Here is a 22,017-nt window from a genome sequence, read left to right as displayed (position 1 = left end):
CCTACCCTTCCCGGGCAGGCTGTTCCGACCCGGCCGGGTCGTCGACGAAGCGGACGAGGTCCGCGACGGAGTCGACGATCCGGCTCGGTCGGTAGGGGAAGTGCTCCACCTGCTCGCGGCTCGTCGAGCCGGTCAGCACGAGCACGGTGCGCAGGCCCGCCTCGAGCCCGCTGATGATGTCGGTGTCCATCCGGTCGCCGATCATGATCGTCGTCTCCGAGTGCGCGTCGAGGCGGTTGAGCGCGCTGCGCATCATGAGCGGGTTGGGCTTGCCGATGTAGTACGGCTGGCGGCCGGTCGCCGTCGAGATGAGGGCCGCGACCGAGCCGGTGGCCGGCAGGGTGCCCGCCGGGCTCGGACCGCTCGGGTCGGGGTTCGTCGCGATGAAGCGGGCGCCCCTCTCGATGAGGCGGATCGCCCGGGTGATCGCCTCGAAGGAGTAGGTGCGCGTCTCGCCGAGCACGACGTAGTCGGGGTCGCGGTCGGTCATGACGTAGCCGACGTCGTGCATGGCCGTCGTGAGTCCCGCCTCGCCCACGACGTATGCCGTGCCGCCCGGACGCTGCTCGGCGAGGAACTGCGCCGTGGCGAGGGCCGAGGTCCAGATGGCCGCCTCGGGCACGTCGATGCCGCTCGAGAGCAGCCGCGCGCGCAGGTCGCGCGGGGTGAAGATGGAGTTGTTCGTCAGCACGAGGAACGAGCGCCCGGACGCCTCGAGGGCGCGGACGAACTCGGCCGCGCCGGGGATCGCGTCCTCCTCGTGCACGAGGACGCCGTCCATGTCGGTGAGCCACGTCTCGACGGGCCGGGGATCGCTCATGGGGCCATTGTGTCGGCTCCACCTGCCGTCGACGGCCAACCTCGTGGAGCTCGTCCTCCTCGGGCGTGCGAGCGGGTCGCGGTTACCGGCCGGTTACCCTTCCGTCATGACGAGTGCGCCCTCAACGCCGAGCAGCCTCGCGACCCCGTGGGGGGCCACGAGCCACGTGACCGACCTCGACGGGCCGGTGCACTGGGTCGAGTTCGCGGCAGGGGAGTCCGCTCCGTCCGACGGGCTGCCGCCGCTCGTGCTCGTGCACGGCCTCGGCGGGTCGCACCTCAACTGGGTCGGCATCGGCCCGGCGCTCGCGAGGCGCCGCCGCGTCGTGGCGCTCGACCTGCCCGGCTTCGGGCTGAGCCCCGCCGCCGGCCGGCGCACCGGGGTGCACCACAACGCCGCCCTGCTCAGCCGTTTCGTCCACGAGGTGCTCGGCCGCCCCGTCGTGCTCGTCGGCAACTCGATGGGCGGCATGGTCTCGCTGCTGCTCGCCGACCGGCGCCCGGAGCAGGTCGCCGGCCTCGTGCTCGTCGACCCCGCGCTGCCCAACCCGGGCGCGCGCCCGGACCCGCAGGTGGCTGCGACCTTCGCCCTGTATGCCGTGCCCCGCGTCGGTGAGCTCGTGCTGTCCCGCTACGCGACGCGCTACACCGACCGCCAGCGGGTGCTCGGCACGGTCGCGCTGTGCTTCGCCGACCCCTCCCTGGCCGACCCCGCCGTCGTCGACGCGGGCGTCGAGCTCGCGGCCTGGCGGCGCACCCTGCCCGACCCGGAGGCCGAGTTCCTCGGCGCGGCCCGCTCGCTCCTGCGGGTGCTGCGCGGCCGGCGCGACTACGACCGCGTCGTGCGCACGGTCGACCGGCCCGTCCTGCTCGTGCACGGCACCCGGGACCGCCTCGTGCCCGTGTCGGCGGCGAAGCGGGCCGCGCGTCTCAACCCGGGGTGGCGCACGGCATACCTCGACGGGGTGGGGCACACGCCACAGCTCGAGGCCCCCGACGCGGTGCTCGCGGTGCTCGATCCGTGGCTCGAGTCGCTCAGGACGATCCCGCACCACGGCGAGGGGCGCAGCGCCGTCAGCTGACGCCGTGTGACACCCGGGCCGCGAGCTCGACGCCCCACTGCCGGGCGCGTGCGAGCTCACCGGGCGCGACCGGGCCCGGTGTGCCCTCGACCCAGAACGTCTCGCCGCGCTCGGCCCGGGCGAAGCCGCGGTGGCGCAGCGCCCTGGTCGCGGCGCCGGCCGCCGAGCCGGGCAGCAGGCGCACGTGCACGCGGGTGTCGAAGGTGACGACGGGCAGGTCGGCGCGCGGGGCCAGCTGCTCGATCCACTCGCGCACGCCCGCGCTCGCCGGTGCGCCGCCCTGCCTCACGGCGTCGGCCCGGGTGTTCGGGCGGGTCATGCCGAGGGCGTGGGTCGGGCCACCGACGAGGAGCAGCTCGACGTCGTCGCCGAGCTCGGCGGGCGCCTCGTCGACGCGGACGACGCGCACGCCGTCGTCGGGGGCCCTGCCGAGGCGGAGGCCGCCGGCGATGGCCTCGGCTACCTCGTGGGTGTTGCCGAACATGGACTCGTGGACGATGAGGACGCTCATGCTGATCACTTCCCGCTCTCCAGCCTAGGCAGGCGGGTGGCGGCCGGCCGGGAATCGTGACGCACCAGACCGCCGGGGCCACAATGGGCGCATGGATGCCAGGGCCTGGGACGAGAGGTATGCCGCGCACGACCTCGTGTGGTCCGCGGAGCCCAACCGCTTCGTCGAGGAGGTCGTCGGTCCGGTGCCTCCCGGCCGTGCGCTCGACGTCGCGGCCGGCGAGGGCCGCAACGCCATCTGGATGGTGCAGCAGGGCTGGACCGTCGTGGCGGCCGACTACAGCGCCGTGGCGGTGGACCGGATGCGCCGGCTCGCCGCCGAGCGCCTGGGCGACGAGGCCGGGCGGCTGACCCCGGTCGTCGCCGACGCGACGGAGCCGGCGCCCGGCGGGCCGGAGGCGTTCGACCTCGCGCTGCTCAGCTACCTCCAGCTGCCCGCCCCGGAGTGGCGCCTCGCGCTGCGGGCGGCCGTCGAGGCGGTGCGGCCGGGCGGTCTCGTCGTCGTCGTCGGCCACGCGGGTCGCAACCTCGAGGAGGGCTGGGGCGGGCCGAGCGACCGCGCGGTGCTCTACGACCCCGACGAGGTGCTCGCAGCGGCCGCGGGCCTGCCGGTGCAGGTGCGCAGCTCGGCGGTGCGCGAGCGACCGGTCGAGGCCGACGACGGTGCGCACGTCGCCCTCGACACCGTCGTCGTGCTCGGACGCACGGCCTGACGCCGGTCCGAAACTGCGTGGCCGCGCGCGCCCCGCTTGGCGAGGATGGGCGCCATGGCCCTCACGCTCTCGCACACGACCGTCAACGCCCTCGACGCCCACGCCCAGTCGGTGTGGTGGGCCGACCTGCTCGGCTACCACGAGGACCCCGACGACCCCAACGAGCCCGGTCACGAGGAGTGCATGATCTTCTCGCCCGACGGGTCGCACCGGCTGCTCTTCATCGAGGTCGAGGACGCCAAGGTGCTGCGCAACCGGGTCCACCTCGACCTGCGGCCCACCGACCGCCCCCGCGACGAGGAGGTCGAGCGCGTCACGGGGATGGGCGCCACCGTCGTGCAGGACTGCCGCACGCCCGAGGGGCGCGGCTGGGTCGTCATGGCCGATCCCGAGGGCAACGAGTTCTGCATCCTGCGCAGCGACGAGGAGCGTCGCGCCGCCGGCGACCTGTGACCGGGGGCCGGGCGCCGGGTAGGTGCGGTGCGACGATGACGTCGTGACCGTCACCCGTTCGATCCTGCTCTTCCTCCTCGCGGCCGTCGCCGAGATCGGGGGCGCCTGGCTCATCTGGCAGGGCGTGCGTGAGCACCGCGGCTGGGTGTGGATGGGCGCCGGCGTCGTCGCGCTCGGCCTCTACGGCTTCGTCGCCACCCTGCAGCCCGACGCGAGCTTCGGACGCATCCTCGCCGCGTACGGCGGCGTGTTCGTGGCCGGATCGCTGGTCTGGGGCATGGTCGCCGACGGTTTCCGCCCCGACCGGTGGGACGTCGCCGGCGCGCTCGTGTGCCTCGTCGGCGTCGCGCTCATCATGTATGCGCCCCGCTCGGGCTGACCTCATACGGCTGGGGGTATGCTGGAGCGATCGTCGGACCCTGAGGAGGACGCCGTGGAGCTCGACCTCGACGAGATGCAGGCGGTGATCCGCCGGCTCAACCGTGCCCGTGGCCAGATCGGTGGCATCGTCAAGATGATCGAGGAGGGGCGCGACTGCAAGGACATCGTCACGCAGCTCGCCGCGGTCTCGAAGGCCCTCGACCGGGCCGGCTTCGCCGTCATCGCGACCGGGCTGCGCGAGTGCATCACCAACCCCGACGGGGAGACGATGGACGTCGCGCAGATGGAGAAGCTCTTCCTCTCGCTCGCCTGACGCGCGACCATGGAGGGCACGGAGGTGCCCATGAACGTCGAGTCGACCGTCCAGTCCCTCGCCGCCCACCTCGAGCAGGTGCGGCGGCACCGCTCCGAGCTGCGTGAGTCGGTCGCGGCCGTCGACCTCGCCCTCGAGTCGCCCATCGCCCGGGGCGGCATGTGGCGCGAGCGCGTGCGGGCCGCGCTCGCCGAGCTGGCCCACGACTTCGACGACCACGTCGCGCTCACCGAGAGCCCGGGCGGCATCTACGACCGCGCCCGGCACAGCGCGCCGCGGCTCTCCGGCCGCGTCGACCGACTGCTCGAGGAGCACCGCGACCTCCGCGCGGCGCTGCACGGCTACCTCGCGGTGCTCGAGCACGGTGGCACGGTGGCCGACCTCCCCGTCTTCCGCGAGGAGCTGACCGTGCTCGTCGGGCGCCTCGTGCGGCACCGGCAGAAGGGCGGCGACCTCGTCTACGAGGCCTACGACGTCGACCTCGGCGGCTCCGGCTAGGCGCCCCGCACGCCCTCCGGCTCCACCCGGGGCCGCAACGGGAAGCCCGACACACCCTCGTGGCTCGTGCGCGAGGCGAGCACCTGGTGCAGCTGGATCTCGTTGCGCTCGAAGGCCAGTCGCGACCCGGCGAGGTAGAGACCCCACACCCGGGCGCGCCCCAGGCCCGCGAGCTCGACGCAGTCGTCCCAGTGCTTCGCGAGGTTGGCGTTCCACGCCGCGCAGGTGCGCGCGTAGTGCTCGCGCAGGTTCTCGTGGTGGCGCACCTCGAAGCCCTCGTCCTCCATCACGCGCACGATGTCGCCGCTGCCGGTCAGCTCGCCGTCGGGGAAGACGTAGCGGTTGATGAAGCCGCGCTCGGGCAGCCCGGCGTGCCGGTTGTCGGGCCGGGTGATGCAGTGGTTGAGCAGCCGGCCCTCGTCACGGAGGCGCTCGCGCAGGAAGCGGAAGTAGGCGGGGTAGTTGCCGACACCGATGTGCTCGGTGAGGCCGATCGAGCTGATCGCGTCGAAGCCCCGCTCGGTGACGTCGCGGTAGTCGGCGTGGCGCACCTCGGCCCGGCCGGAGAGCCCCTCGGCCTCGATGGCGGCCTGCGCCCAGCTCGCCTGCTCGCGCGAGAGCGTGACGCCGAGCGCAGTGACGCCGTAGTGCGTCACGGCGTGCCGCACCATGCCGCCCCAGCCGCAGCCCACGTCGAGCAGCCGCATGCCGGGCCGCAGCCCGAGCTTCTGCGCGACGAGGTCGTACTTGTACGCCTGCGCCTGCTCGAGCGAGGCCTCGTCGGTGGGGAAGCACGCGCACGTGTAGGTCATCGACGGGCCGAGCACCTTCTCGTAGAAGGCGTTCGACACGTCGTAGTGGTGGCTGATGGCCGCGGCGTCGCGCGAGCGGGCGTGCCGCAGGCCCTGGCCCAGGCGGCGCGCACGGCTCGGGGTCTCCTCTGGCGGCAGGGTCGGCGGGTGCGGCGGGTGGTGGGCGAGGAAGCGGGCGAGCTCGACGGCGTCGTGGCCGGTCGGCCGGTGCGGCGTGAGCCCGTCGCCGATGACTCGCAGCACCTCGTAGGGGTCCGCCTCGTCGATCCCCTCGATGAGCAGGTCGCCGAGCAGGTATGCCCGGGCGAGCCCGAGGTCGCCGGGTGCGGTGAGCACGTGGTTGAGGGCCTCGGGGCTCGTCAGTCGCAGCACGAGCCCGTCGGGGCTGCCGCCCTCGGAGCCGTCCCACGCGACGACCCGCACGGGGGCCTCGGGGCCGAACACGCGGTCGAACGCCTGTCCCACGGTCAATGTCATCGAGCCTGCACCGCCTTCTCGTAGAGCGTGGGGAACCGTCCCCTCGGGTCGTACCGCTGCTTGACGGGGCCGTATGCCGTGCCGCCGTAGAGCGCGGCGAAGGTGGCCTCGTCGTAGAACGCGTCGGAGTAGAGCGACTTGTGGCCCCCGAGCCGCGAGACCTCGGTCTCGATGCGGCGGTTGACGTCGCCGTCCGCGGCGCCGGGCGCGACGGCCACCGTGGACCAGAAGCCGACGTTGACGTAGCGCTCGCCACGGCGCATCGGGTAGAGCGGCCACGGCGTCTCGCCCCGGGGCTCCCGCTCGCGCAGCTGCACCGGGCAGAGCCAGACCGGCTCGATGGGCACCTCGCGCAGGAACCAGTCGACGAACTCGGCGGTCGCGTCGAGCGGGATCTCGACGTCCTGCACGACGCGCTCCCGCCCCGGCAGGCCGCGCAGGCGCTCGATGCGACCCATCACGTGGTGGCGGTTCTCGAAGGCGACGATCTTCCAGTAGACGTCGCTGCGCAGGAGCCGGCTCGGCCAGAGGCGGCGCACGGTGGGGTGCTGCGCCCCGAACGCGCGGCTGCACCAGAACCAGTCGGTGTCCCACCGCCACAGGTAGTCGTGGGCGGTGAGGACGTCGGTGCGCCGCTGCTGGATCGAGCGGTAGAAGACCTGCTCACCCGTGTAGTCGCTCGGCCGTGCCTGGCCCTCGAGGTGGTCGGTCCACCGCCCGAGGCACAGGTAGGCCTCCGACGGCCCGAAGACGACCCCGTCGACGAAGTCGACGCGGTCGCCGTCCCACGTCAGGGTCGCCATGACCTCCTCGACAGCACCGGTGAGGGCGGCCACCGAGTCGAACCGTACGTGCCGCAGCGCCACGTACGGACGCGTGGGCTCGAGCTCGATGAGCAGGTCGAGGGCGTAGCCGAGCGAGCCGTAGGAGTTCGGGAAGGTGTGGAACAGGTCGGCGTGATCACCGTCCGGGGTGGCCGTCACCACCTCGCCGTCGCCGGTGAGGATGCGCATCTGGAGCACCGACTCGTGCGGCAGCCCGTTGCGGAACGAGGCCGCCTCGATGCCGAGGCCGGTCACGGCCCCGCCGATCGTGATGGTGCGCAGCTGCGGCACGACGAGCGGGACGTAGCCGTGGGGCAGCAGCTCGTCGACGAGCTGCTCGTAGGTGGTCAGGCCGCCGACGAGGGCCGTGGCCGGCCCTTCGGCGTGCGCGGGCCGCACCTCGACGACCCCGCGGAACGCCGAGAGGTCGAGGCCCGGGCCGACCGCCGCGTGGCGGTCGCGGAAGAGGTTGGACGTGCGCTTGGCGAGCCGCACCGGCAGGTCGGGCGGGAGGGCGGCATACGACCGCGTCACCTCGGCCAGCGCGCGTGCGTGCCGCGAGGGTGAGGACGTGACCGAGGGGGTTGCCACCGTCGCAGTCAAACAGATCTCCTCAGGAGTCGGGGCTACTCGCGGACGAGCATCGTGGCGCCGAGGCCGACCATCATCACGCCGCCCGTGGCGCCGAGCGAGTCGAGCCGGGACGGCTTGCGGGAGAACCACTCCCGGGCCCGGGCGGCCAGCAGCGCCCACATGCTGTCGCTGCAGACCGCCATGACGCCGAAGACCGCGCCGAGGAGGGCCATCTGGGCCCCGACGTGCCCGGCGCCGGCGTCGACGAACTGCGGGAGGAAGGCCACGAAGAAGAGGATCGTCTTGGGGTTCGTCAGCCCGACGACGGCACCGACGCGCAGCGCGTGCCCGCGCTTGGCCGAGACCTGTGCCTCGAGCGACTCCCGCGCCTCGTGCCGGTGCCGGATCGCCTGGATGCCGAGCCAGATGACGTAGGCCGCGCCCGCGACCTTGATGACGGTGTAGGCGGTGATGCTCGCGGCGACGACCGCACCGAGGCCGACGGCGACGAAGACGGCCTGGGCCGTGACGCCGATCGCGTTGCCGACGACGCTGAGGAGCGCCTCACGGCGGCCGACCGTCAGCGCGCGCCCGATGGTGAAGAGCAGGCTGGGGCCCGGCACCTGGATGAAGAGGAAGGACGCGACGAGGAAGGCGACCCATTGGCTCGAGGACGGCACCGGACCAGTCTGCTCCCGGTCGCGGAAATCGGCAGGCGGTTTTCGCGGGTCGGACACTAGCGTCGGGGGCCATGACGACCTCGTCGCAGCCGCCCGCCGTCCACACCGTCCGCACCGACCCGCCGCTCGCCGCCGACGAGGCGACCACCCTCGTCGCGTTCCTCGACTTCCACCGCGACACCCTGCGCCAGAAGACCGAGGGGCTGACGGCCGAGCAGCTGGCCCAGCCGCTCGCGCCCTCGACCCTGACCCTGGGGGCGCTGCTCAAGCACGTCGCGCTCAACGAGGCGAGCTGGTTCGGCGAGGTGCTGCACGGGCGGCCGATGCCGGAGCCCTGGGCGAGCGCCGACTGGGACGCCGACCGTGACTGGGAGATGACCTCGGCGCGCGACGACAGCCCGGAGGAGCTGCGCCGGCTGATGGACGAGGCCGTCGAGCAGGCCCGCCGCGACATCGAGGCGGCGCTCGCCGAGGGTGGCCTCGAGTTCCGGTCGGCGACGCTCTCGCGCAAGGAGGACGAGACGTTCACCCTGCGGTGGATCCTGCTGCACATGATCGAGGAGTACGCCCGTCACAACGGGCACGCCGACCTCCTGCGCGAGGCCGTCGACGGCGTCACCGGGGAGTGACGGCCCGCCGGAGGCAGAAGCGGCGCAGCGCCTCCACGGGCATGACCTCGGCGAGGTCGCGGTAGCGCGCCGCGGCCTGCTCCTGCCGGCCGGTGCGCCACTCGAGGTCGGCCAGCGCCAGCGACGCGTCCCGGCTCGCGTAGGCCGGTCCGTGCTGCTCGAGCGACGCGAGCTCGCGCTCGACGTCGGCGAGGGCGGCTGAGCGAGTCGCCGTGTCGCCTGCGGTGTCGGCGACGCCGATGGCGTGCGCCGTCGCGACGAGACGCGCCACCCGGACCGAGGGGGAGGGCCACCGCTGCTCGAGCGCGCCGTAGACGGTGACGATCCTCGGCCAGTCGGTGCGCTCGAAGGTGGGGGCGCTCGAGTGCAGGCCGGCGATCGCGGCCTCGAGAGCGAACCGTCCGTCGCCCGCGGCCGCGAGCGTCGCCTCGGCGAGTCCGGCCCGGAGCAGGCCGGCGTCCCACCGGCTGCGGTCGACCTCGTCGAGGGCCAGCCCGGTGCCGCTGTCGTCGACGCGCCCCGGGCGGCGGGCCAGGCCGAGTCTGATGACGGCCCGCAGTCCGCGGACCTCGGTGTCGGCCGGGTAGACGGCGACGAGCGCGTCGGCGATCGAGAGAGCCTGCCGGCCGGTGTCGGCCAACGCGTCGGCCGGATCGAGCACCGTTCGGTGGGCGACCGTGAACATGCCTGCGACGCAAGCGATCACGACGGGGAGTCGGCGTGTGCGTTCGGCGGTGTCGGGCACGCTGAAGGTGCCTCGCGCCTCGGCGAGGGCGCGCTTGGCGCGGGTGAGGCGGGCGGCGGCGGCGGTCTCCTGCACGCCGAGGTGTCCGGCGATCTCCGGGATCGTCAGGCCGCACACGACACGGAGCGCGAGCACCATGCGGGACGTGGCGGAGAGGGCCTCGTCGCAGGCCACGAAGAGCAGCGCGAGGCGGTCGTCGAGGTCGACGGTTCCGCGCAGGGGAAGGTCGTCGGCATCCATGGCGGTGTGGTCCGCCTCGGGCCGGGCGAGCTCCGGGGTCAGCCGGCGCAGCGTGCTCCGGCGCCTGACGTCGTCGAGCCAAGCCCGCCTGGCCACCGAGGTGCACCACGCGGCATACGACTCGATGGGTACCCCGCCGTCGCGCTCGTGCGCGGCGGCCCGGGCGACGGCCTCGGCGGCATACTCCTCCGCGTCGTCGAGGCTCCCGGTGAAGGAGGCGAGGGCACGCACGATGCGCGGCCACGCCTCCTCGAACTCACCCGAACCGAGCGGCACTCACATCCCTGTCGGGAAGACCTTGCGCCACTCGACGTGGCCGCCGGTGGGCACGAGCGCGGCCACGCGCCGTGCGGTGTCCTCGTCGTCGGTCTCGACCATGTAGAAGCCGGTGATGACCTCGGACGTGTCGGGGAAGGGGCCGTCGGTGTAGACGGCGTCCTCGACGGCGCGGTCGACGGCTCCGGGCCGGACGGTGCCCCCGTGCCGCGAGTGGTGGAGCGGTGCTCCTCCGATGATGCGGGCGCCCATCTCGGCCACGGCCCGCTGGAACGCCTTGTGCTCGGGGAACCTGGCGTCGAGGTCGGGTCCAGCGGTCGCCGGCCCTGCGGGGTCCCTGCCCGCGGGGGCGGAGTCGGTGTCGCCACCGAGAAAGGCGTCGGAGTCCCAGTCGCCTTCGTGGATGAGGTAGACGTACGTGTCGGCCATGGTCGGATCCTGTTCGAGTTGACGCGCGGTGCGCGGGGTGGCGACCCTCGCCACATCATCCTGACGAACTCGACCTCCGGGAATCGACATCGAGCTTCTCGAGCCGTCCCTGGAGCGAGGCGCGGCGGTGCGCGTTGCCCTCGAGGTCGAGGTAGCGCGTGCCGAAGGTCGCGAGCAGGGCGTCGTCGAGGCGGCGCACCGCTCCCGGCGGGTACTTGTAGCCCATCCGGACGATGAGGTCGGCGGCGTCGACCGGGGCCACGACCGCGGCGAGGTCGTCGACGGAGGTGATGCCGAGCTCGAGGAGCAGGCCGGACACCCACGTGTAGTGGTCGGTCCGGGACCAACCGGCGTCGGCGTACTTCGAGGCGAGGAACTTCGCGAGGTCCTGGGTGCTGATCCGGGGGTCCTGCACCTCCGGGTCGGGCGGGCTGGCCGGCAGGGCCATCTGGAGCCGGTCGCGGATGGCCGAGAACTCGCGGTCCGCGAGCTCGATGAGGCCGGCGGCGAGGGTGAAGCGACGGTCGAGGTCGTGGGCGTGCTCCTCGGGCACCGTGCCCTTGTAGCGGATGTCGTGCTCGAACTCGGCCCAGGCGTGCTGCAGCACGGTGCGGATCTGCACCGAGGCGCTGCGTCTCCTCAGCGGCTCGTAGCGCGTCGGGACCGTGCGGCTCGCGTCGACGGCGACGAGCTGGTGGCGGCTGGCGTAGCCGAAGCGGCCCGAGCGGGCGGTCTCGAGGCCCATGTCGCGGTCGTCGAGGACGGCGAGCTCCTCGGCGAGCAGCTCGGCCACGGCCGTGACGTCGTCGTGCACAAAGGTGATGACGCGCACGCCGATCTGGTCGGTGATGTCGGTGAGCGGGTCCGGGTAGAGCAGCTGGCCGTCCCGGCGGCGCTCGGCCTTGGACGCGAACGACGCGACCGTCTTCGTCCGCCCGCCCACGCTGAGGTAGTTGATGCCGGCCTCGTCGAGCAGCCCCGTCACCATCTCGACGAACAGCGCTGTCGCGGCCTCCACCTCGGGCCGGATCGCGGCATACGCCCGGGCGACCTCACCCATCTCGGCGGTCTCGCTCGTCTCGGAGGAGTGGGAGGGGTGGGAGGAGGAGCCGGTCGTCGCGCCTGCGCCGTCGCTGTCGGACATGCGGACATCCTGCCGTGCGGGGAACTCGGGTGGCGACCGGTGGTCGTGGTGCCACCAGAGGTCTTCGCGCTGGGAGGCTCCCCAGCCGTGGCGCGCGCCCCACCAGCTCGGGATCCAGGCGTCCACCGCGCCGTGCGCCGGGAACGCCCGCAGCCTGCCGTCGACGAGCCCGACCGCGCCGTCGGACTCCCAGTCGTCGCACCGCGGGTGCACCTGCTCGCTGTGCGGGCACGGGAACACGTGGGCCAACCCGACGGAGTAGCCGATCGTGCGGTAGAGCGAGACGGCCGCCTCGAGGGTGATGCCGAGGTTGCCGCTCTCGAGCTTGGCGATGCGGCTCGGCGAGACGCCGAGACGCTCGGCGAGGGCCCGTTGGCTCAGCAGGTAGGTGCGGCGCGTGTGCCGCAGGGCGTTGCCGAAGGCGTCGACTCCGTGTCCGAGGGCGAGCGTCATGGGACCACCGTGCCGCGGTGGGCGATCCGGCGTGAGGGCGTCGCCGCCGCCTGTGGACAGCCGGCCGTGCGGCCAGGGGGCTGTGGACGAGGGTCGGCTGAGGTGTCCCTGCGCGCGCCTCCCGACGTGCCTCCTCGGGCGCTCTACATTGCGTCGCGCCGGGAAGCGGCCAGGGCCGGGAGGCCGGTGGAGACAGACCTCGCTGCCTCTGCGTTGCGTCGTCAGGGGACGCGTGCGGGCCGAGGCGCTGGCGCTGGCGCTGAGTGGGGGCAGGTCTCGCTGCCTCTGCGTTGCGTCGCCTGGGGACGCGTGCGGGTCGAAGCGCTGGCGCTGAGTGGTGGGGGGCGGCTATCGCTGCCTCTGCGTTGCGTCGCATGGGGACGCGTGCGGGTCGAAGCGCTGGCGCTGGGTGGTGGGGGGCGGCTATCGCTGCCTCTGCGTTGCCTCGTCTGGGGACGCGTGCGATCCGGGGGGGTGAGGCTATGTCGGGACCGGGTCTCGCTGACTCTGCGTTGCGTCGTCTGGGGACGCGAGCGGGCCGGGGCGTTGGCGCTGAGTGGGGGACGGGCCTCGCTGCCTCTGCGTTGCGTCGTTCGGGGACGCGTGCCCATGGTCTGCCGAGGCGATGGCGTGCATGACGCGTGCGTCGTGTGGGGACGCAATGCAGAGGCCGTGGCGGTGGGTGGGGCTGGGGTTCGGTCCGGTGCGGGTTCGGGTTCGGGTGGGCGGGTGCGTCGTGTGGGGACGCAACGCAGAGGCAGCGGGCCGGAATGGCGTGGACGCGAGGGTGTGCCGGGTGCGAGCGTGTGGCCATGCAGCTCGAGACGGCACGCCTCTTGATCCGTCCCTGGACCCATGACGAGGCCGAGCGCCTGCTCGACATCCAGAGCCGCGTCGAGGTGGTCAAGTGGCTCGGCGACGGCGAGCCGGTGCTCATGAAGGACCTCGACGAGGCGCACGCCCGGATCGACCGCTACACCGTGCGCAGCGAGGTGCCGCCGCTCGGGTTCTGGGCGGTCGAGGTGCGCGAGACGGGCGTCGTCGCGGGATCGGTCATCCTGCTGACCCTGCCGAACGCGGAGCACGACGAGGTCGAGGTCGGCTGGCACCTGCACCCCGACTCGTGGGGTCACGGCTACGCCACCGAGGCCGCCACGGCGGCCATCCAGCACGGTTTCGACGCCGGCCTGCCGGAGGTCTACGCGATCACCCACACGACGAACGAGCGGTCGCAGGCGGTCTGTCGGCGCCTCGGTCTCGACGACCTCGGCGTCATGACGAAGTGGTACGAGGACGAGTCGCGCGTCTACCGCACGACGCCGGAGCGCTGGGCCAACCGGGGCTGACGGGCGGCGCCCGAGCGGTAGAGCAGGGCGAGGGCGGCCACCCCGAGCGCCCACAGCGCGTGCACGCCGTTCAGCACGAGCAGCGCGCACACCGACGCGTTTGCGACGAGCGCCGTCCACCACACGCCCGAACCCCGGGGCAGGAGGCGGAGCGCGGCCGCGGTGCCGAGCACGTAGACGAGCGTGAAGCACCCCGTCGCGAGGAGCATCAGCGGCGCGAGACCCAGGTCGAGCACCACGGCCACGGTGAGCGAGACGAGCGAGCTGGCGGTGACGACGAGGACGCTGCGACGCGGCACCTCGCCGGCCTCGTGGCCCCGGGCGAGCCAGGCCGGCAGCGCGCCGTCGCGGGCCAGCGCCGCCCCCAGCCGCGACCCTCCGGCGAAGTAGGCGTTCATCGCCCCGACGGTGAGCAGCACCGCGACGACCGCGGTCACCACCCTCGCCTGCTCGCCGAGGGTGAGGGCCAGCAGGTCGGAGAGCGGAGCCCGGCTGCGCCCCGCCGCAGGACCCAGCACGAGGATGCTCGTCGCCGCGAGGCCGAGGTAGAGCACGCCCACGACGCCCACCGCCACGGCCGTCGACCGCGGCACGTCGCGCCCGGGGTGGCGGTAGTCGCCGGCCAGCGAGGCCACGGCCTCCCACCCGGCGAAACCCCACACGAGCACCGCGGCGGCCGTGCCCACGGCGGCCCACCCGTGAGGTGCGAAGGGAGTCAGCGACGCGGTCGTACCGTGCGGGAGCGCCACGGCCATGGTGGCGAGCATGAGCAGGGCCAGCACCGACGCGAGCGCCAGCTGCGCCCGGCCGGAGAAGCGCAGCCCGACGAGGTTCATCGCGCCCGTCCCGAGGACGAGCGCGGCTGCCACCACCGCCGTGGTCGTGCGGCCACCCCCGACGACGTTCGCGACGTAGCCGCCGGCCATCATGGACGCCGGCGGCGCCCCGACCGGCACGGCCCAGTAGAAGCACCACCCGACCGCCGCGGCGGCCCGCTCGCCGAACGCCTGTCGCACGTAGGTCGAGACCCCCCCGCGGTCCGGGTGCCGCGCGCCGAGCGCGGCGAAGGTGCTCGCCAGGGGGACCGACAGCACGACGAGCGCCGCCCAGGCCACGAGGGACGCGGGCCCCGCCACGTCGGCCGCGAGTGCGGGCAGGGTGATGACGCCGGTGCCGAGCACGGCACCCACCGACAGGGCCGCGCCCTGCGGGACCGTCAGCGAACCGCCGATCCCGCCCGACTCGCCCGACACGCTCGACCCGCTCGACCCGCTCGACCCGCTCGACCCGCGGGGGACGGTGGTGGAGTGCGGAGCGCGTGCGGTGCTGGCCATGGGTCGAGCCTGCCGCAAGGGTGGACCTGTCGGAAGTTCCACTTCTGGTGCATTCGTTTGGACCACTCTAGGCTCGGGCGATGGACGTCCACCTCACGTCGACGGGCTCGGGGGACCTGACGGCCCAGCTCTACTCCCAGCTGCGTGCGGCCGTCCTCGGCGGTCGTCTGCGCGGGGGTGACCGGCTGCCCTCGACGCGCGAGCTGGCCGCGGAGCTCGGCGTCTCGCGCGGGACGGTGGCGACGGCATACGACCGCCTGCTCGCCGAGGAGCTGCTCGAGGCCCGGCGCGGGTCGGGCACCTTCGTCGCGGACGGCTGCGCTCCGCCGTCCGACGCTCGTCGCGCCCGGGTGGGCGCGATCGCGCCGACGCCCCTCTGGGCGACGACGGGGCCAGCAGCCGACCTCGTGCCCGACCTCGCGACCGGCGTCGTGCACGACCTCTCCGTGGGGGTGCCGGACGTCTCGCTCTTCCCGCTCGCGACGTGGCAGCGGCTCGTCCGGGGGGCGCTGCGCCGCGGCTGGCTCTCGACGCGCACCTACGCCGACCCCGGCACCGGGTCGGCGGGCACGCGCCTCGAGGCGGAGATCGCCCGGCACGTCGGCGCGTCCCGCTCGGTCGTCGCCGCCGGGCAGGACGTCGTGACGACCGCGGGCGCCCAGCAGGCCCTCGACCTCGTGACCCGCGTGCTCCTCGAGCCGGGCGACGTCGTCGCCGTCGAGGACCCCGGCTACGCGGCGGCCACCCGCCTGCTCACGACCCACCGAGCCGTCGTGCGCGGCGTCCCCGTCGACGGCGAGGGTCTCGTCGTCGACGCGCTGCCGGACGCCGCGAGGCTCGTGCACGTCACGCCCTCGCACCAGCACCCGACCGGCGTCGCGATGTCGCGGGCCCGGCGGGTCGCCCTGCTGGAGTGGGCCGTCCGGCACGACGCCGTCGTCGTCGAGGACGACTACGACAGCGAGTTCCGCTTCGCCGAGCGCCCCCTCGAGCCGCTGCAGAGCCTCGACCGCGACGGTCGGGTCGTCTACGTCGGGTCGTTCTCCAAGTCCCTCCTGCCGGCCCTGCGCGTGGGCTACGCCGTCGCCCCGGCCAGCCTCACCCCCGCCCTGCGGGAGGCGAAGCGCGTGACCGTCTGGGACGGCGACACCACCACCCAGGAGGCGCTCGCCGACTTCCTCGCCGAGGGGCACCACGCGGCGCACGTGCGGCGCGCGACGAAGGTCTACCGCGCTCGCCGGGACGCCCTGCTCGACGAGCTGACGCGCGAGGGCGGCCTCGCGCCGTGGCTCGAGGTCGTGCCCTCCGCGGCCGGCCTGCACGTGTGCACGCTGCTGCGTGACCCCGGCGCCGACGACGTCGAGCTGGCCGCCCGGTCGTTGCGGGCGGGGCTGCTCGTGGAGCCGTTGTCGGTGCGCCACGTCGAGCAGCGGCCCCGGCACGGTTTCGTGATCGGGATGGGTGCGGTCCCCGTCGAGCAGGTGCGCCCGGCCCTCGCCGTCTTGCGCGACGTGCTGCGCGACGCGCTCAGCGCGTCGGGTCGGGAACCGTCTCGCCGGGCACCCGGCGGCGGATGATCGCGAACTGCGTCGCGAGCGGGACGATGCCGAGCACCAGCACCATGGGGACCGCGAAGCCGAGGCGCAGGTCGTCGGCCCCCACGGCGCCGGTGAGCACCGCACCGAGCAGGGCGCCGACGTAGTTGAACTGGTTGAAACGCGCGATGACCGCGTCGACCGTGTCGATGCGGTCGCCGGCGGACGCGTCGCCACCCCCGGCCAGCGCCCCGGCGGCGGAGAAGCTGAGCGGGGCGATGGTGGCCACGGCCCCACCGAGCACGGTGAACCCGACCACGGCGACGACCCACGTGGGAGCGAAGACGATGACGGCGAGCGCGAGCGCGGCGACGACCCCGCTGATCCGCAGCAACCAGACCGGGCCGTGACGGTCGACGAGCCGGTCACCGACCGCGCGGGCCAGCAGGGTCGCGACGAGGTAGGGGAGCGTGGCGAGGGCGGTCAGGCCGGTGGGGGCGTCGAGCGTGCCGTCGAGGTAGACCGGGCCCCACGTCGTGGCAGCGGTGTCGACCATGTAGAAGAGCACCATGGCGAGGCCGAGCAGCGCGATGCGGCGCCATGGTACGGCGACCGCGGCGCCGGGCGCGGCGAGCCGGTCGCGGCGCACGTAGGGCGCGGCCAGGGCGGCCACCGGCACGAAGAGCAGGGGCAGCAGCGCCGGGCCCAGCTCGACGTCGGCCGTGGCGAGGGTGACGAGCGTGCCGAGGATGCCGCCGGCGGTCCAGAACCCGTGGAAGGACGGCAGGATCGGCCGGCCGTAGAGGTGCTCGACGGTGACGGCCTGCATGTTGGACGACGCGTCGACGAGACCTAGGGCCAGCCCGTAGAGGGCGAGCCCGGCGGCGAAGACCCCGAAGGTGGGCGCGACGAGCAGGACGGCGAACCCCGCGGTCGCGGCGACGAGGCCGACGCGGACGACGACGGCGCTCGAGGACCGTCCGGCGACGAGCTCGGCGACGACGGAGCCGACGCCCGCGAGCAGCACGACCATGAGCAGCAAGCCGCTCACGGCGAGCTCGTCGAGCGACCACTTCTGCTGCACCTGCGGCAGGCGGGTCGTCAGGGAGATGAAGAGCAGGCCCTGGACGAAGAAGGCGGTGCCGGCGGCGAGCCGGGAACGCACCAGCGAGGACGTGGGCAGCGACGGTGTCACGCTCGGACCCTGTCGGTCCCGCCCCTCCCCGTCAAGCGCTGCGGGTCACCAGTCGGCGCCTTGGCAGCGGGAGCGGTCGGTCGTCTCCACCTGCAGGGTGGCGTGCGCGACGTGGAACCGGTCGCGCAGCATCCGGCTGGCGGCCTCAAGCACCTCGGGCCCGGCGCCCGGGTCGGTGGTGACGACGTGGGCGGTCGCGACGTCCATGCCCGACGTCAGCGTCCACACGTGCAGGTCGTGCACCTCGGTGACCCCCGGCACCTCCTCCAGCGCGCCCAGCAGCTCGGTCGGCTCGAGGCCCGACGGGGCGTGCTGGCCGAGCACCGCCACGACCTCGCGGCCGAGGCCGACGGCCCGGACCGCGACGAAGACGGCGATGGCGAGCGCCACGACGGTGTCCCACCACGCGCTGCCGGTGGAGCGCACGAGCAGTGCGGCGGCGACGACACCGAGCGAGCCAACCGTGTCGGCCACGACCTCGAGGTAGGCGCCCCGGACGTTGAGGCTCTCGGCGGCGCCGCCCCGCAGCAGGAGCAGCGCGACGACGTTGACGACGAGGCCGGTCGCGCCGACGACGAGCATCGTGCCCGAGGCGATCTCGGGGGCGGCGCCGGTGCGCCCGACCGCCTCGACGGCGATGTAGACCGACACCCCGAGCATGAGCAGCACGGCGAGCCCCGAGGCGAAGACCTCGGCGCGGTAGGAGCCGAAGGTGCGGCGCCCGGTCGTGTCGGGTCGCGTGGCGATGCGCGTCGCGACGAGGGCGGCGCCGAGCGTCACGACGTCGGCCGCCATGTGGCCGGCGTCCGAGAGCAGCGCGAGCGAGCCTGACACGAGCCCGGCGGCGAGCTCGACGCCGAAGAAGGCCCCGACGAGGCCGAAGGCCACCGCCAGGCGCCAGCGGTGCCGCCCGGCCGCGTGGTGCGCGTGACCGTGGCTCACCGGTCGCCCCCGTCGTGCAGGGCGTGCTCCCGCGTCACGTCGAGCAGCAGGCGCACGTGCGCGTCGGAGAGCCGGTAGAAGATGTTGCGCCCCTCGCGGCGCCCCGTGACGACGCCCGAGGTGCGCAGCAGCCGGAGGGCCTGCGACACGGTGGCCTCGGCCGTCGCCGTGGCCGCGGCGAGGTCGCACACGCAGAGCTCGCCGGCCTCGAGGAGGGCGTAGAGCAGGCGGGCGCGCGTGGGGTCGCCGATGAGCTTGAAGACGCTCGTGACGCGAGCCAGCTCGACCTCGTCGGGCGCGTGGGCCGCCGCCAGGGCGACCTTCTCGGGGTGCACGTGCGAGGTCGCGCACCCGTCGAGACCGGAGACGGTCGTCATGCTCATCCCTTTCATCTGATCGGATGATCAGATGTCACTGTGTCGTCCGGCGAGACCGGGTGTCAAGCGGGCGGCAGACTGTCGCCCATGCTGAGACTGACCGTCACGATCCCGGCCGAGCTGACCGACCGGGTCACCGAGGTGCTCGCCGACTCGACGGCCGTCAGCACGCTCTCGGTGGTCCGCGGTGCCGCGCTCCGCCCGGTCGGCGACGTCGTGCACGCCGACGTCGCGCGCGAGGGCGCCAACGTGCTCGTCGACCGGCTGCGCGACCTCGGCGTGCACCGCGAGGGAACGCTGCAGATCGAGCCCGTCACGACGTGGGTGTCGCGCCGCGGGTTCGAGGCCGACGAGGAGACCCCGGGCAGCAGCTCGGACGCCGTCGTCTGGGCCCAGGTCGCGCAGCGCTCCTACGACGACAGCGAGCTCAACTGGACGTTCCTGTCGTTCATGTCGCTCGCCACCCTCATCGCCGGCATCGCCATCGTGCTCGACTCCCAGATCCTCGTCATCGGCGCCATGGTGCTCGGGCCGGAGTTCGGCGCGGTCGCCGCACTCGGCGTCGCGCTCGTGCGGCGCCGCCCGCTGCTGCTCGCCGTCGCCGCGCGGGCGCTGCTCGTCGGCTTCGGCGTGGCCATCGCCGTCACCGCCCTGGCCGGGCTGGCCGGGCGGGCCCTGGGCTGGGTGACGATCGAGGACATCACCGGCGCGCGGCCCGCCACCGACTTCATCTACGCCCCGGACAAGTGGTCGTTCATCGTCGCCGTGCTGGCGGCGGCGGCCGGGGTGCTGTCGCTGACCTCGGCCAAGGTCGGTGGGCTGAGCGGGGTCTTCATCTCCGTCACGACGGTGCCCGCCGCCGGCAACGTCGCCCTTGGCCTCGCCTTCGGCGCGTGGGACGAGGTGCGCGGCAGCGGCCTGCAGCTCGTGGTCAACCTCGTCGGCATGGCGCTCGCGGGGTGGCTCACCCTTGCGCTCCAGCGCGCCGTGTGGTCGCGCGTGCCGGCGCCGCGCTCGCACTCGCGGCTGAGCCGCCGCATCCACGCCGAGCCGCCGAGGCACTCGTGATGACACCGCCGCCGGGGCGCGACCCCGGCCGGATCGTGACGGCCCTGCACGACCGGTGGGAGATCGACGCGGTCACCCTGGCGTATGCCGCCGTCGGCTTCGGCGGCCACCACTGGCGTGCCGTGGACGCCGCGGGCGCCCCGTGGTTCGTCACGCTCGACGTGGGCGTCCCCGGCGGCCCGCTGCGTGCGGCCCTCGGCTCGGCGCGCGCCCTCGCCGACGTCGGCCTCGCGTTCGTCGTCGCTCCGGTGCCGAGCCGCGACGGCGAGGTCGTCGTGGACCTCGACGGGACCGGATGGCTCTCGGTGACGCCGTGGCTCGACGTCACCCGCACCCCCGGGCCCGGGGTGCAGGACCGCGGCGACCGCGACGCCGTCGTCTCGGCGCTCGCCCGCCTCCACGCGCGCACCGACGTGGTGGCGCGGACGGCCGGCCGCGACGACCTGGTCGTGCCGGAGCGCGACCACCTCGAGCGCGCCATGGCGGGCGCGCTGACGTGGGTCGACGGGCCGTATGCCGACCGTGCCGCCCGGGCGCTCGCCGCTTCGGTCGCGTGGCTGCGCCCGGCGCTGGAGGCGTGGGACGCCGCCGCCGCGCGTGCCCGGGAGGACGCCGGCTCGGACCCCGACGCCTGGGCGGTCACGCACGGCGAGCCGCACTGGCGCAACGTGCTGGTCGGCGCCGACGGCCTCCACCTCGTCGACTGGGACACGACCCTCGTCGCGCCCCGTGCGCGGGACCTGTGGCACGTGGCCGGCGCCGACGGGGACGCCTCGCTCGAGGTGCTCGACGCCTACGCGCGGCACGCGGGGCGGGCGGTGCGCCCGGAGGAGCTGCGGGCGCAGGCCCTGCGCTGGGACCTGACGGAGGTGGCGCTCTACGTCCGCTGGTTCAGCGAGCCGCACGCCGACGACGCCGACAGCCACACGGCCTGGGAGGGCTTCACCGAGGCGTTGGACTCGCTCGGGGCGAGGGCGTCACGGGGGCCGGGGGAGCAGGCGGCACCGTGAAGGTCGTCGACAGGGCGCCGTTGACGACCGACAGCAGCACGACGGTCTCCTGCCGGATCACGGCGTAGCGGCTCACCGCCACCGGTGACGACGCCGCGGCCTCGCCCGAGGCCGCGTCGGCGAAGAGGCGCAGCGAGCCGACGCGACCGTAGTAGCTCGGTGGGTCGACGCCGGGGGGTGGCCCGTTCGCCTCGAGGCGCGCCAGCCGGCGGGACAGCTCGTCGAGACGGACGGCAGCGGCCGCACCGACGACCGGCATCCGGTCGAGGGCGGCCACGTCGGCCACGAGGGCGGTGTAGTCGGTGACGGCGCTCGCCCTGTCGAACACCCGCGTCGTCGTCAGGGCCGGGCGCGGCAGGACCGTCACCGTGACCGCCGGCGTGGCCACGACGGTCGTCGTCCGCACGGCGGTGGACGTGACGGTGACGGTGACGGTGTCGACGTGTGTCACGACGACCGTGCTCGGCGGCGCGACCGTCGACGCCCTCGGTGGCGCCGGCGTGCCGGTCGAGCCGACCACCTGGCTCAGCTCGACCGCCGGGCTGCCGCTCGAGCACCCGCCGAGCGCGACGGCGCCGGCGAGCACGAGCGCGACGAGCCCGAGGGCTCCCGCAGCGGGGGCGCGGCGCACGGCGGCTCCAGGTGTCGGCGGGGACGGTGGCTCGATTGTCGGCCCCGGACCAACTCGCCGGGGCCGAATGGGTCCAATCAGGTGCGGGTCACGACGGGCCGGGCCGCCGGCCGACGCGTCCGGTCGGTCAGAGCAGCGAGCTCGGGTCGTCGGGCACGTCGGCGGCATACGCCGTGAGCAGCTGCAGCGGCACGACCTCGAGCGCCTTCTCGTGCGTGCCGGCGAGCAGCACCGGGGCGGCCGCGCCGTCCTGGTGGGCCTGCAGCCAGCGGACGGCCACGACGCACCAGCGGTCGCCGGGGGTGAGCCCGGGGAAGCGCCACTCCGGCCGCGGCGTGACGAGGTCGTTGCCGACCGAGCGCTGGTGCGCGAGGAACTCGGCCGTGACGACGACGCAGACGGTGTGGCTGCCGCGGTCCTCGGGGCCCGTCGTGCAGTAGCCGTCGCGGTAGAAGCCGGTGAGCGGGTCGGTGCCGCAGGCCACGAGGTCGCCACCGAGCACGTTGCGTTCACGCGCTGCCATGGGTG

Annotated in this window: 25 protein-coding genes; 11 read left to right on the top strand and 14 right to left on the bottom strand. The window is 74.2% G+C overall.

From position 1 onward, the window contains the following. Position 1 precedes the first annotated feature (1 nt). Complete coding sequence (locus tag ABT295_RS11880; RefSeq protein ID WP_352394557.1) at positions 2–820, bottom strand: HAD-IIA family hydrolase; 819 nt, start codon at positions 818–820, stop codon at positions 2–4. 106 nt (positions 821–926) lie between these two features. Here ABT295_RS11880 and ABT295_RS11875 point away from each other — a divergent pair, with 106 nt between their 5' ends. After that, positions 927–1,901 (top strand): alpha/beta fold hydrolase, encoded by a 975-nt coding sequence (locus ABT295_RS11875; protein ID WP_352394556.1) that lies wholly within the window; start codon positions 927–929, stop codon positions 1,899–1,901. On the opposite strand, the gene ABT295_RS11870 is transcribed toward ABT295_RS11875, so the two are convergent. Continuing rightward, entirely contained in the window at positions 1,894–2,412 is a 519-nt protein-coding gene (locus ABT295_RS11870) for a flavodoxin family protein (RefSeq protein WP_352394555.1), read from the bottom strand. The two genes, ABT295_RS11875 and ABT295_RS11870, sit on opposite strands and share 8 nt — an antisense overlap. 91 nt (positions 2,413–2,503) lie before the next feature. On the opposite strand from ABT295_RS11870, the gene ABT295_RS11865 reads away from it, so the two are divergent. From ABT295_RS11865 to ABT295_RS11845, 5 genes are read left to right on the top strand one after another with little or no spacing between them, the layout of a single operon-like run. Further along, positions 2,504–3,124 (top strand): class I SAM-dependent methyltransferase, encoded by a 621-nt coding sequence (locus tag ABT295_RS11865; RefSeq protein WP_352394554.1) that lies wholly within the window; start codon positions 2,504–2,506, stop codon positions 3,122–3,124. A gap of 54 nt (positions 3,125–3,178) precedes the next feature. After that, positions 3,179–3,577: a VOC family protein gene (locus ABT295_RS11860; RefSeq protein WP_352394553.1), complete on the top strand. Its 399-nt coding sequence runs from the start codon at positions 3,179–3,181 to the stop codon at positions 3,575–3,577. Between the two features lie 43 nt (positions 3,578–3,620). Next, positions 3,621–3,956, top strand: a complete 336-nt coding sequence (locus ABT295_RS11855; protein WP_352394552.1) for a YnfA family protein — start codon at positions 3,621–3,623, stop codon at positions 3,954–3,956. Between the two features lie 54 nt (positions 3,957–4,010). Then, positions 4,011–4,271, top strand: a complete 261-nt coding sequence (locus ABT295_RS11850; RefSeq protein WP_345505894.1) for a metal-sensitive transcriptional regulator — start codon at positions 4,011–4,013, stop codon at positions 4,269–4,271. Positions 4,272–4,301: 30 nt separating this feature from the next. Next, the gene (locus ABT295_RS11845) at positions 4,302–4,769 is read left to right on the top strand and encodes a hemerythrin domain-containing protein (RefSeq protein ID WP_352394551.1); all 468 of its coding nucleotides are present in this window, start codon (positions 4,302–4,304) and stop codon (positions 4,767–4,769) included. On the opposite strand, the gene ABT295_RS11840 is transcribed toward ABT295_RS11845, so the two are convergent. From ABT295_RS11840 to ABT295_RS11830, 3 genes are read right to left on the bottom strand one after another with little or no spacing between them, the layout of a single operon-like run. Beyond that, complete coding sequence (locus tag ABT295_RS11840) at positions 4,766–6,058, bottom strand: class I SAM-dependent methyltransferase (RefSeq protein ID WP_352394550.1); 1,293 nt, start codon at positions 6,056–6,058, stop codon at positions 4,766–4,768. The genes ABT295_RS11845 and ABT295_RS11840 overlap by 4 nt on opposite strands. Next, complete coding sequence (locus ABT295_RS11835) at positions 6,055–7,473, bottom strand: FAD-binding oxidoreductase (protein WP_352394549.1); 1,419 nt, start codon at positions 7,471–7,473, stop codon at positions 6,055–6,057. The genes ABT295_RS11840 and ABT295_RS11835 overlap by 4 nt, the downstream gene beginning before the upstream one ends. 35 nt (positions 7,474–7,508) lie before the next feature. Then, positions 7,509–8,135 carry a LysE family translocator gene (locus ABT295_RS11830; protein ID WP_352394548.1) on the bottom strand — a complete coding sequence of 209 codons (627 nt, stop codon included), beginning with the start codon at positions 8,133–8,135 and terminating at the stop codon, positions 7,509–7,511. Positions 8,136–8,206: 71 nt separating this feature from the next. Between ABT295_RS11830 and ABT295_RS11825 the strand changes: the two genes are divergently transcribed. After that, positions 8,207–8,764 (top strand): DinB family protein, encoded by a 558-nt coding sequence (locus ABT295_RS11825; RefSeq protein ID WP_352394547.1) that lies wholly within the window; start codon positions 8,207–8,209, stop codon positions 8,762–8,764. Here the strand turns inward: ABT295_RS11825 and ABT295_RS11820 are convergent. From ABT295_RS11820 to ABT295_RS11810, 3 genes are read right to left on the bottom strand one after another with little or no spacing between them, the layout of a single operon-like run. Next, positions 8,751–10,025: a DUF6596 domain-containing protein gene (locus tag ABT295_RS11820; RefSeq protein ID WP_352394546.1), complete on the bottom strand. Its 1,275-nt coding sequence runs from the start codon at positions 10,023–10,025 to the stop codon at positions 8,751–8,753. The two genes, ABT295_RS11825 and ABT295_RS11820, sit on opposite strands and share 14 nt — an antisense overlap. Then, positions 10,026–10,454 (bottom strand): YciI family protein, encoded by a 429-nt coding sequence (locus ABT295_RS11815; RefSeq protein ID WP_352394545.1) that lies wholly within the window; start codon positions 10,452–10,454, stop codon positions 10,026–10,028. It abuts the gene before it with no gap. A 55-nt stretch (positions 10,455–10,509) separates the two neighbouring features. Then, the gene (locus ABT295_RS11810) at positions 10,510–12,051 is read right to left on the bottom strand and encodes a RelA/SpoT-related domain-containing protein (protein WP_352394544.1); all 1,542 of its coding nucleotides are present in this window, start codon (positions 12,049–12,051) and stop codon (positions 10,510–10,512) included. 812 nt (positions 12,052–12,863) lie between these two features. Here ABT295_RS11810 and ABT295_RS11805 point away from each other — a divergent pair. Beyond that, entirely contained in the window at positions 12,864–13,397 is a 534-nt protein-coding gene (locus ABT295_RS11805) for a GNAT family N-acetyltransferase (RefSeq protein ID WP_352394543.1), read from the top strand. Here ABT295_RS11805 and ABT295_RS11800 read toward each other — a convergent pair. After that, entirely contained in the window at positions 13,358–14,731 is a 1,374-nt protein-coding gene (locus ABT295_RS11800) for an APC family permease (RefSeq protein WP_352394542.1), read from the bottom strand. The two genes, ABT295_RS11805 and ABT295_RS11800, sit on opposite strands and share 40 nt — an antisense overlap. Before the next feature lie 80 nt (positions 14,732–14,811). On the opposite strand from ABT295_RS11800, the gene pdxR reads away from it, so the two are divergent. Next, complete coding sequence (pdxR, locus tag ABT295_RS11795) at positions 14,812–16,308, top strand: MocR-like pyridoxine biosynthesis transcription factor PdxR (protein WP_352394541.1); 1,497 nt, start codon at positions 14,812–14,814, stop codon at positions 16,306–16,308. Here pdxR and ABT295_RS11790 read toward each other — a convergent pair. The 3 genes from ABT295_RS11790 to ABT295_RS11780 are packed head-to-tail and all read right to left on the bottom strand — an operon-like array spanning position 16,259 to position 18,780. Next, positions 16,259–17,461, bottom strand: a complete 1,203-nt coding sequence (locus ABT295_RS11790; RefSeq protein ID WP_352394540.1) for an MFS transporter — start codon at positions 17,459–17,461, stop codon at positions 16,259–16,261. The two genes, pdxR and ABT295_RS11790, sit on opposite strands and share 50 nt — an antisense overlap. A 45-nt stretch (positions 17,462–17,506) precedes the next feature. Beyond that, positions 17,507–18,403 (bottom strand): cation diffusion facilitator family transporter, encoded by an 897-nt coding sequence (locus tag ABT295_RS11785; RefSeq protein WP_352394539.1) that lies wholly within the window; start codon positions 18,401–18,403, stop codon positions 17,507–17,509. Further along, entirely contained in the window at positions 18,400–18,780 is a 381-nt protein-coding gene (locus ABT295_RS11780; RefSeq protein WP_352394724.1) for an ArsR/SmtB family transcription factor, read from the bottom strand. Before ABT295_RS11780 ends, ABT295_RS11785 begins: the two co-directional genes overlap by 4 nt. Positions 18,781–18,867: 87 nt before the next feature. Between ABT295_RS11780 and ABT295_RS11775 the strand changes: the two genes are divergently transcribed. Together ABT295_RS11775 and ABT295_RS11770 are read left to right on the top strand one after the other, a co-directional pair. After that, positions 18,868–19,848: a DUF389 domain-containing protein gene (locus ABT295_RS11775; protein ID WP_352394538.1), complete on the top strand. Its 981-nt coding sequence runs from the start codon at positions 18,868–18,870 to the stop codon at positions 19,846–19,848. Beyond that, the gene (locus ABT295_RS11770; protein WP_352394537.1) at positions 19,848–20,858 is read left to right on the top strand and encodes a hypothetical protein; all 1,011 of its coding nucleotides are present in this window, start codon (positions 19,848–19,850) and stop codon (positions 20,856–20,858) included. The genes ABT295_RS11775 and ABT295_RS11770 overlap by 1 nt, the downstream gene beginning before the upstream one ends. On the opposite strand, the gene ABT295_RS11765 is transcribed toward ABT295_RS11770, so the two are convergent. Further along, the gene (locus ABT295_RS11765; protein ID WP_352394536.1) at positions 20,791–21,489 is read right to left on the bottom strand and encodes a hypothetical protein; all 699 of its coding nucleotides are present in this window, start codon (positions 21,487–21,489) and stop codon (positions 20,791–20,793) included. The genes ABT295_RS11770 and ABT295_RS11765 overlap by 68 nt on opposite strands. A 127-nt stretch (positions 21,490–21,616) precedes the next feature. After that, positions 21,617–22,012, bottom strand: coding sequence for a DUF2237 family protein (locus tag ABT295_RS11760; RefSeq protein ID WP_352394535.1), 396 nt, complete (start codon positions 22,010–22,012; stop codon positions 21,617–21,619). Positions 22,013–22,017: the final 5 nt, after the last annotated feature.

The organism is Terrabacter sp. NPDC000476 (genome assembly GCF_040300125.1).
Classification (GTDB): Bacteria; Actinomycetota; Actinomycetes; order Actinomycetales; family Dermatophilaceae; genus Terrabacter.
The sequence above is the reverse complement of the archived record's forward strand: the minus strand, read 5'-3'. Positions and strand labels throughout refer to the sequence as shown.

What these genes read in the sequence shown, in the direction of transcription:
- ABT295_RS11845 (WP_352394551.1), top strand. Translation starts at nt 4,302, where the DNA reads ATGAACGTCGAGTCGACCGTCCAGTCCCTCGCCGCCCACCTCGAGCAG.
- ABT295_RS11825 (WP_352394547.1), top strand. Translation starts at nt 8,207, where the DNA reads ATGACGACCTCGTCGCAGCCGCCCGCCGTCCACACCGTCCGCACCGAC.
- ABT295_RS11865 (WP_352394554.1), top strand. Translation starts at nt 2,504, where the DNA reads ATGGATGCCAGGGCCTGGGACGAGAGGTATGCCGCGCACGACCTCGTG.
- ABT295_RS11840 (WP_352394550.1), bottom strand. Translation starts at nt 6,058, where the DNA reads ATGACATTGACCGTGGGACAGGCGTTCGACCGCGTGTTCGGCCCCGAG.
- ABT295_RS11880 (WP_352394557.1), bottom strand. Translation starts at nt 820, where the DNA reads ATGAGCGATCCCCGGCCCGTCGAGACGTGGCTCACCGACATGGACGGC.
- ABT295_RS11805 (WP_352394543.1), top strand. Translation starts at nt 12,864, where the DNA reads ATGCAGCTCGAGACGGCACGCCTCTTGATCCGTCCCTGGACCCATGAC.
- ABT295_RS11775 (WP_352394538.1), top strand. Translation starts at nt 18,868, where the DNA reads ATGCTGAGACTGACCGTCACGATCCCGGCCGAGCTGACCGACCGGGTC.
- ABT295_RS11780 (WP_352394724.1), bottom strand. Translation starts at nt 18,780, where the DNA reads ATGACGACCGTCTCCGGTCTCGACGGGTGCGCGACCTCGCACGTGCAC.
- ABT295_RS11875 (WP_352394556.1), top strand. Translation starts at nt 927, where the DNA reads ATGACGAGTGCGCCCTCAACGCCGAGCAGCCTCGCGACCCCGTGGGGG.
- ABT295_RS11860 (WP_352394553.1), top strand. Translation starts at nt 3,179, where the DNA reads ATGGCCCTCACGCTCTCGCACACGACCGTCAACGCCCTCGACGCCCAC.
- ABT295_RS11760 (WP_352394535.1), bottom strand. Translation starts at nt 22,012, where the DNA reads ATGGCAGCGCGTGAACGCAACGTGCTCGGTGGCGACCTCGTGGCCTGC.
- ABT295_RS11810 (WP_352394544.1), bottom strand. Translation starts at nt 12,051, where the DNA reads ATGACGCTCGCCCTCGGACACGGAGTCGACGCCTTCGGCAACGCCCTG.
- ABT295_RS11770 (WP_352394537.1), top strand. Translation starts at nt 19,848, where the DNA reads ATGACACCGCCGCCGGGGCGCGACCCCGGCCGGATCGTGACGGCCCTG.
- ABT295_RS11800 (WP_352394542.1), bottom strand. Translation starts at nt 14,731, where the DNA reads ATGGCCAGCACCGCACGCGCTCCGCACTCCACCACCGTCCCCCGCGGG.
- ABT295_RS11870 (WP_352394555.1), bottom strand. Translation starts at nt 2,412, where the DNA reads ATGAGCGTCCTCATCGTCCACGAGTCCATGTTCGGCAACACCCACGAG.
- pdxR (WP_352394541.1), top strand. Translation starts at nt 14,812, where the DNA reads ATGGACGTCCACCTCACGTCGACGGGCTCGGGGGACCTGACGGCCCAG.
- ABT295_RS11815 (WP_352394545.1), bottom strand. Translation starts at nt 10,454, where the DNA reads ATGGCCGACACGTACGTCTACCTCATCCACGAAGGCGACTGGGACTCC.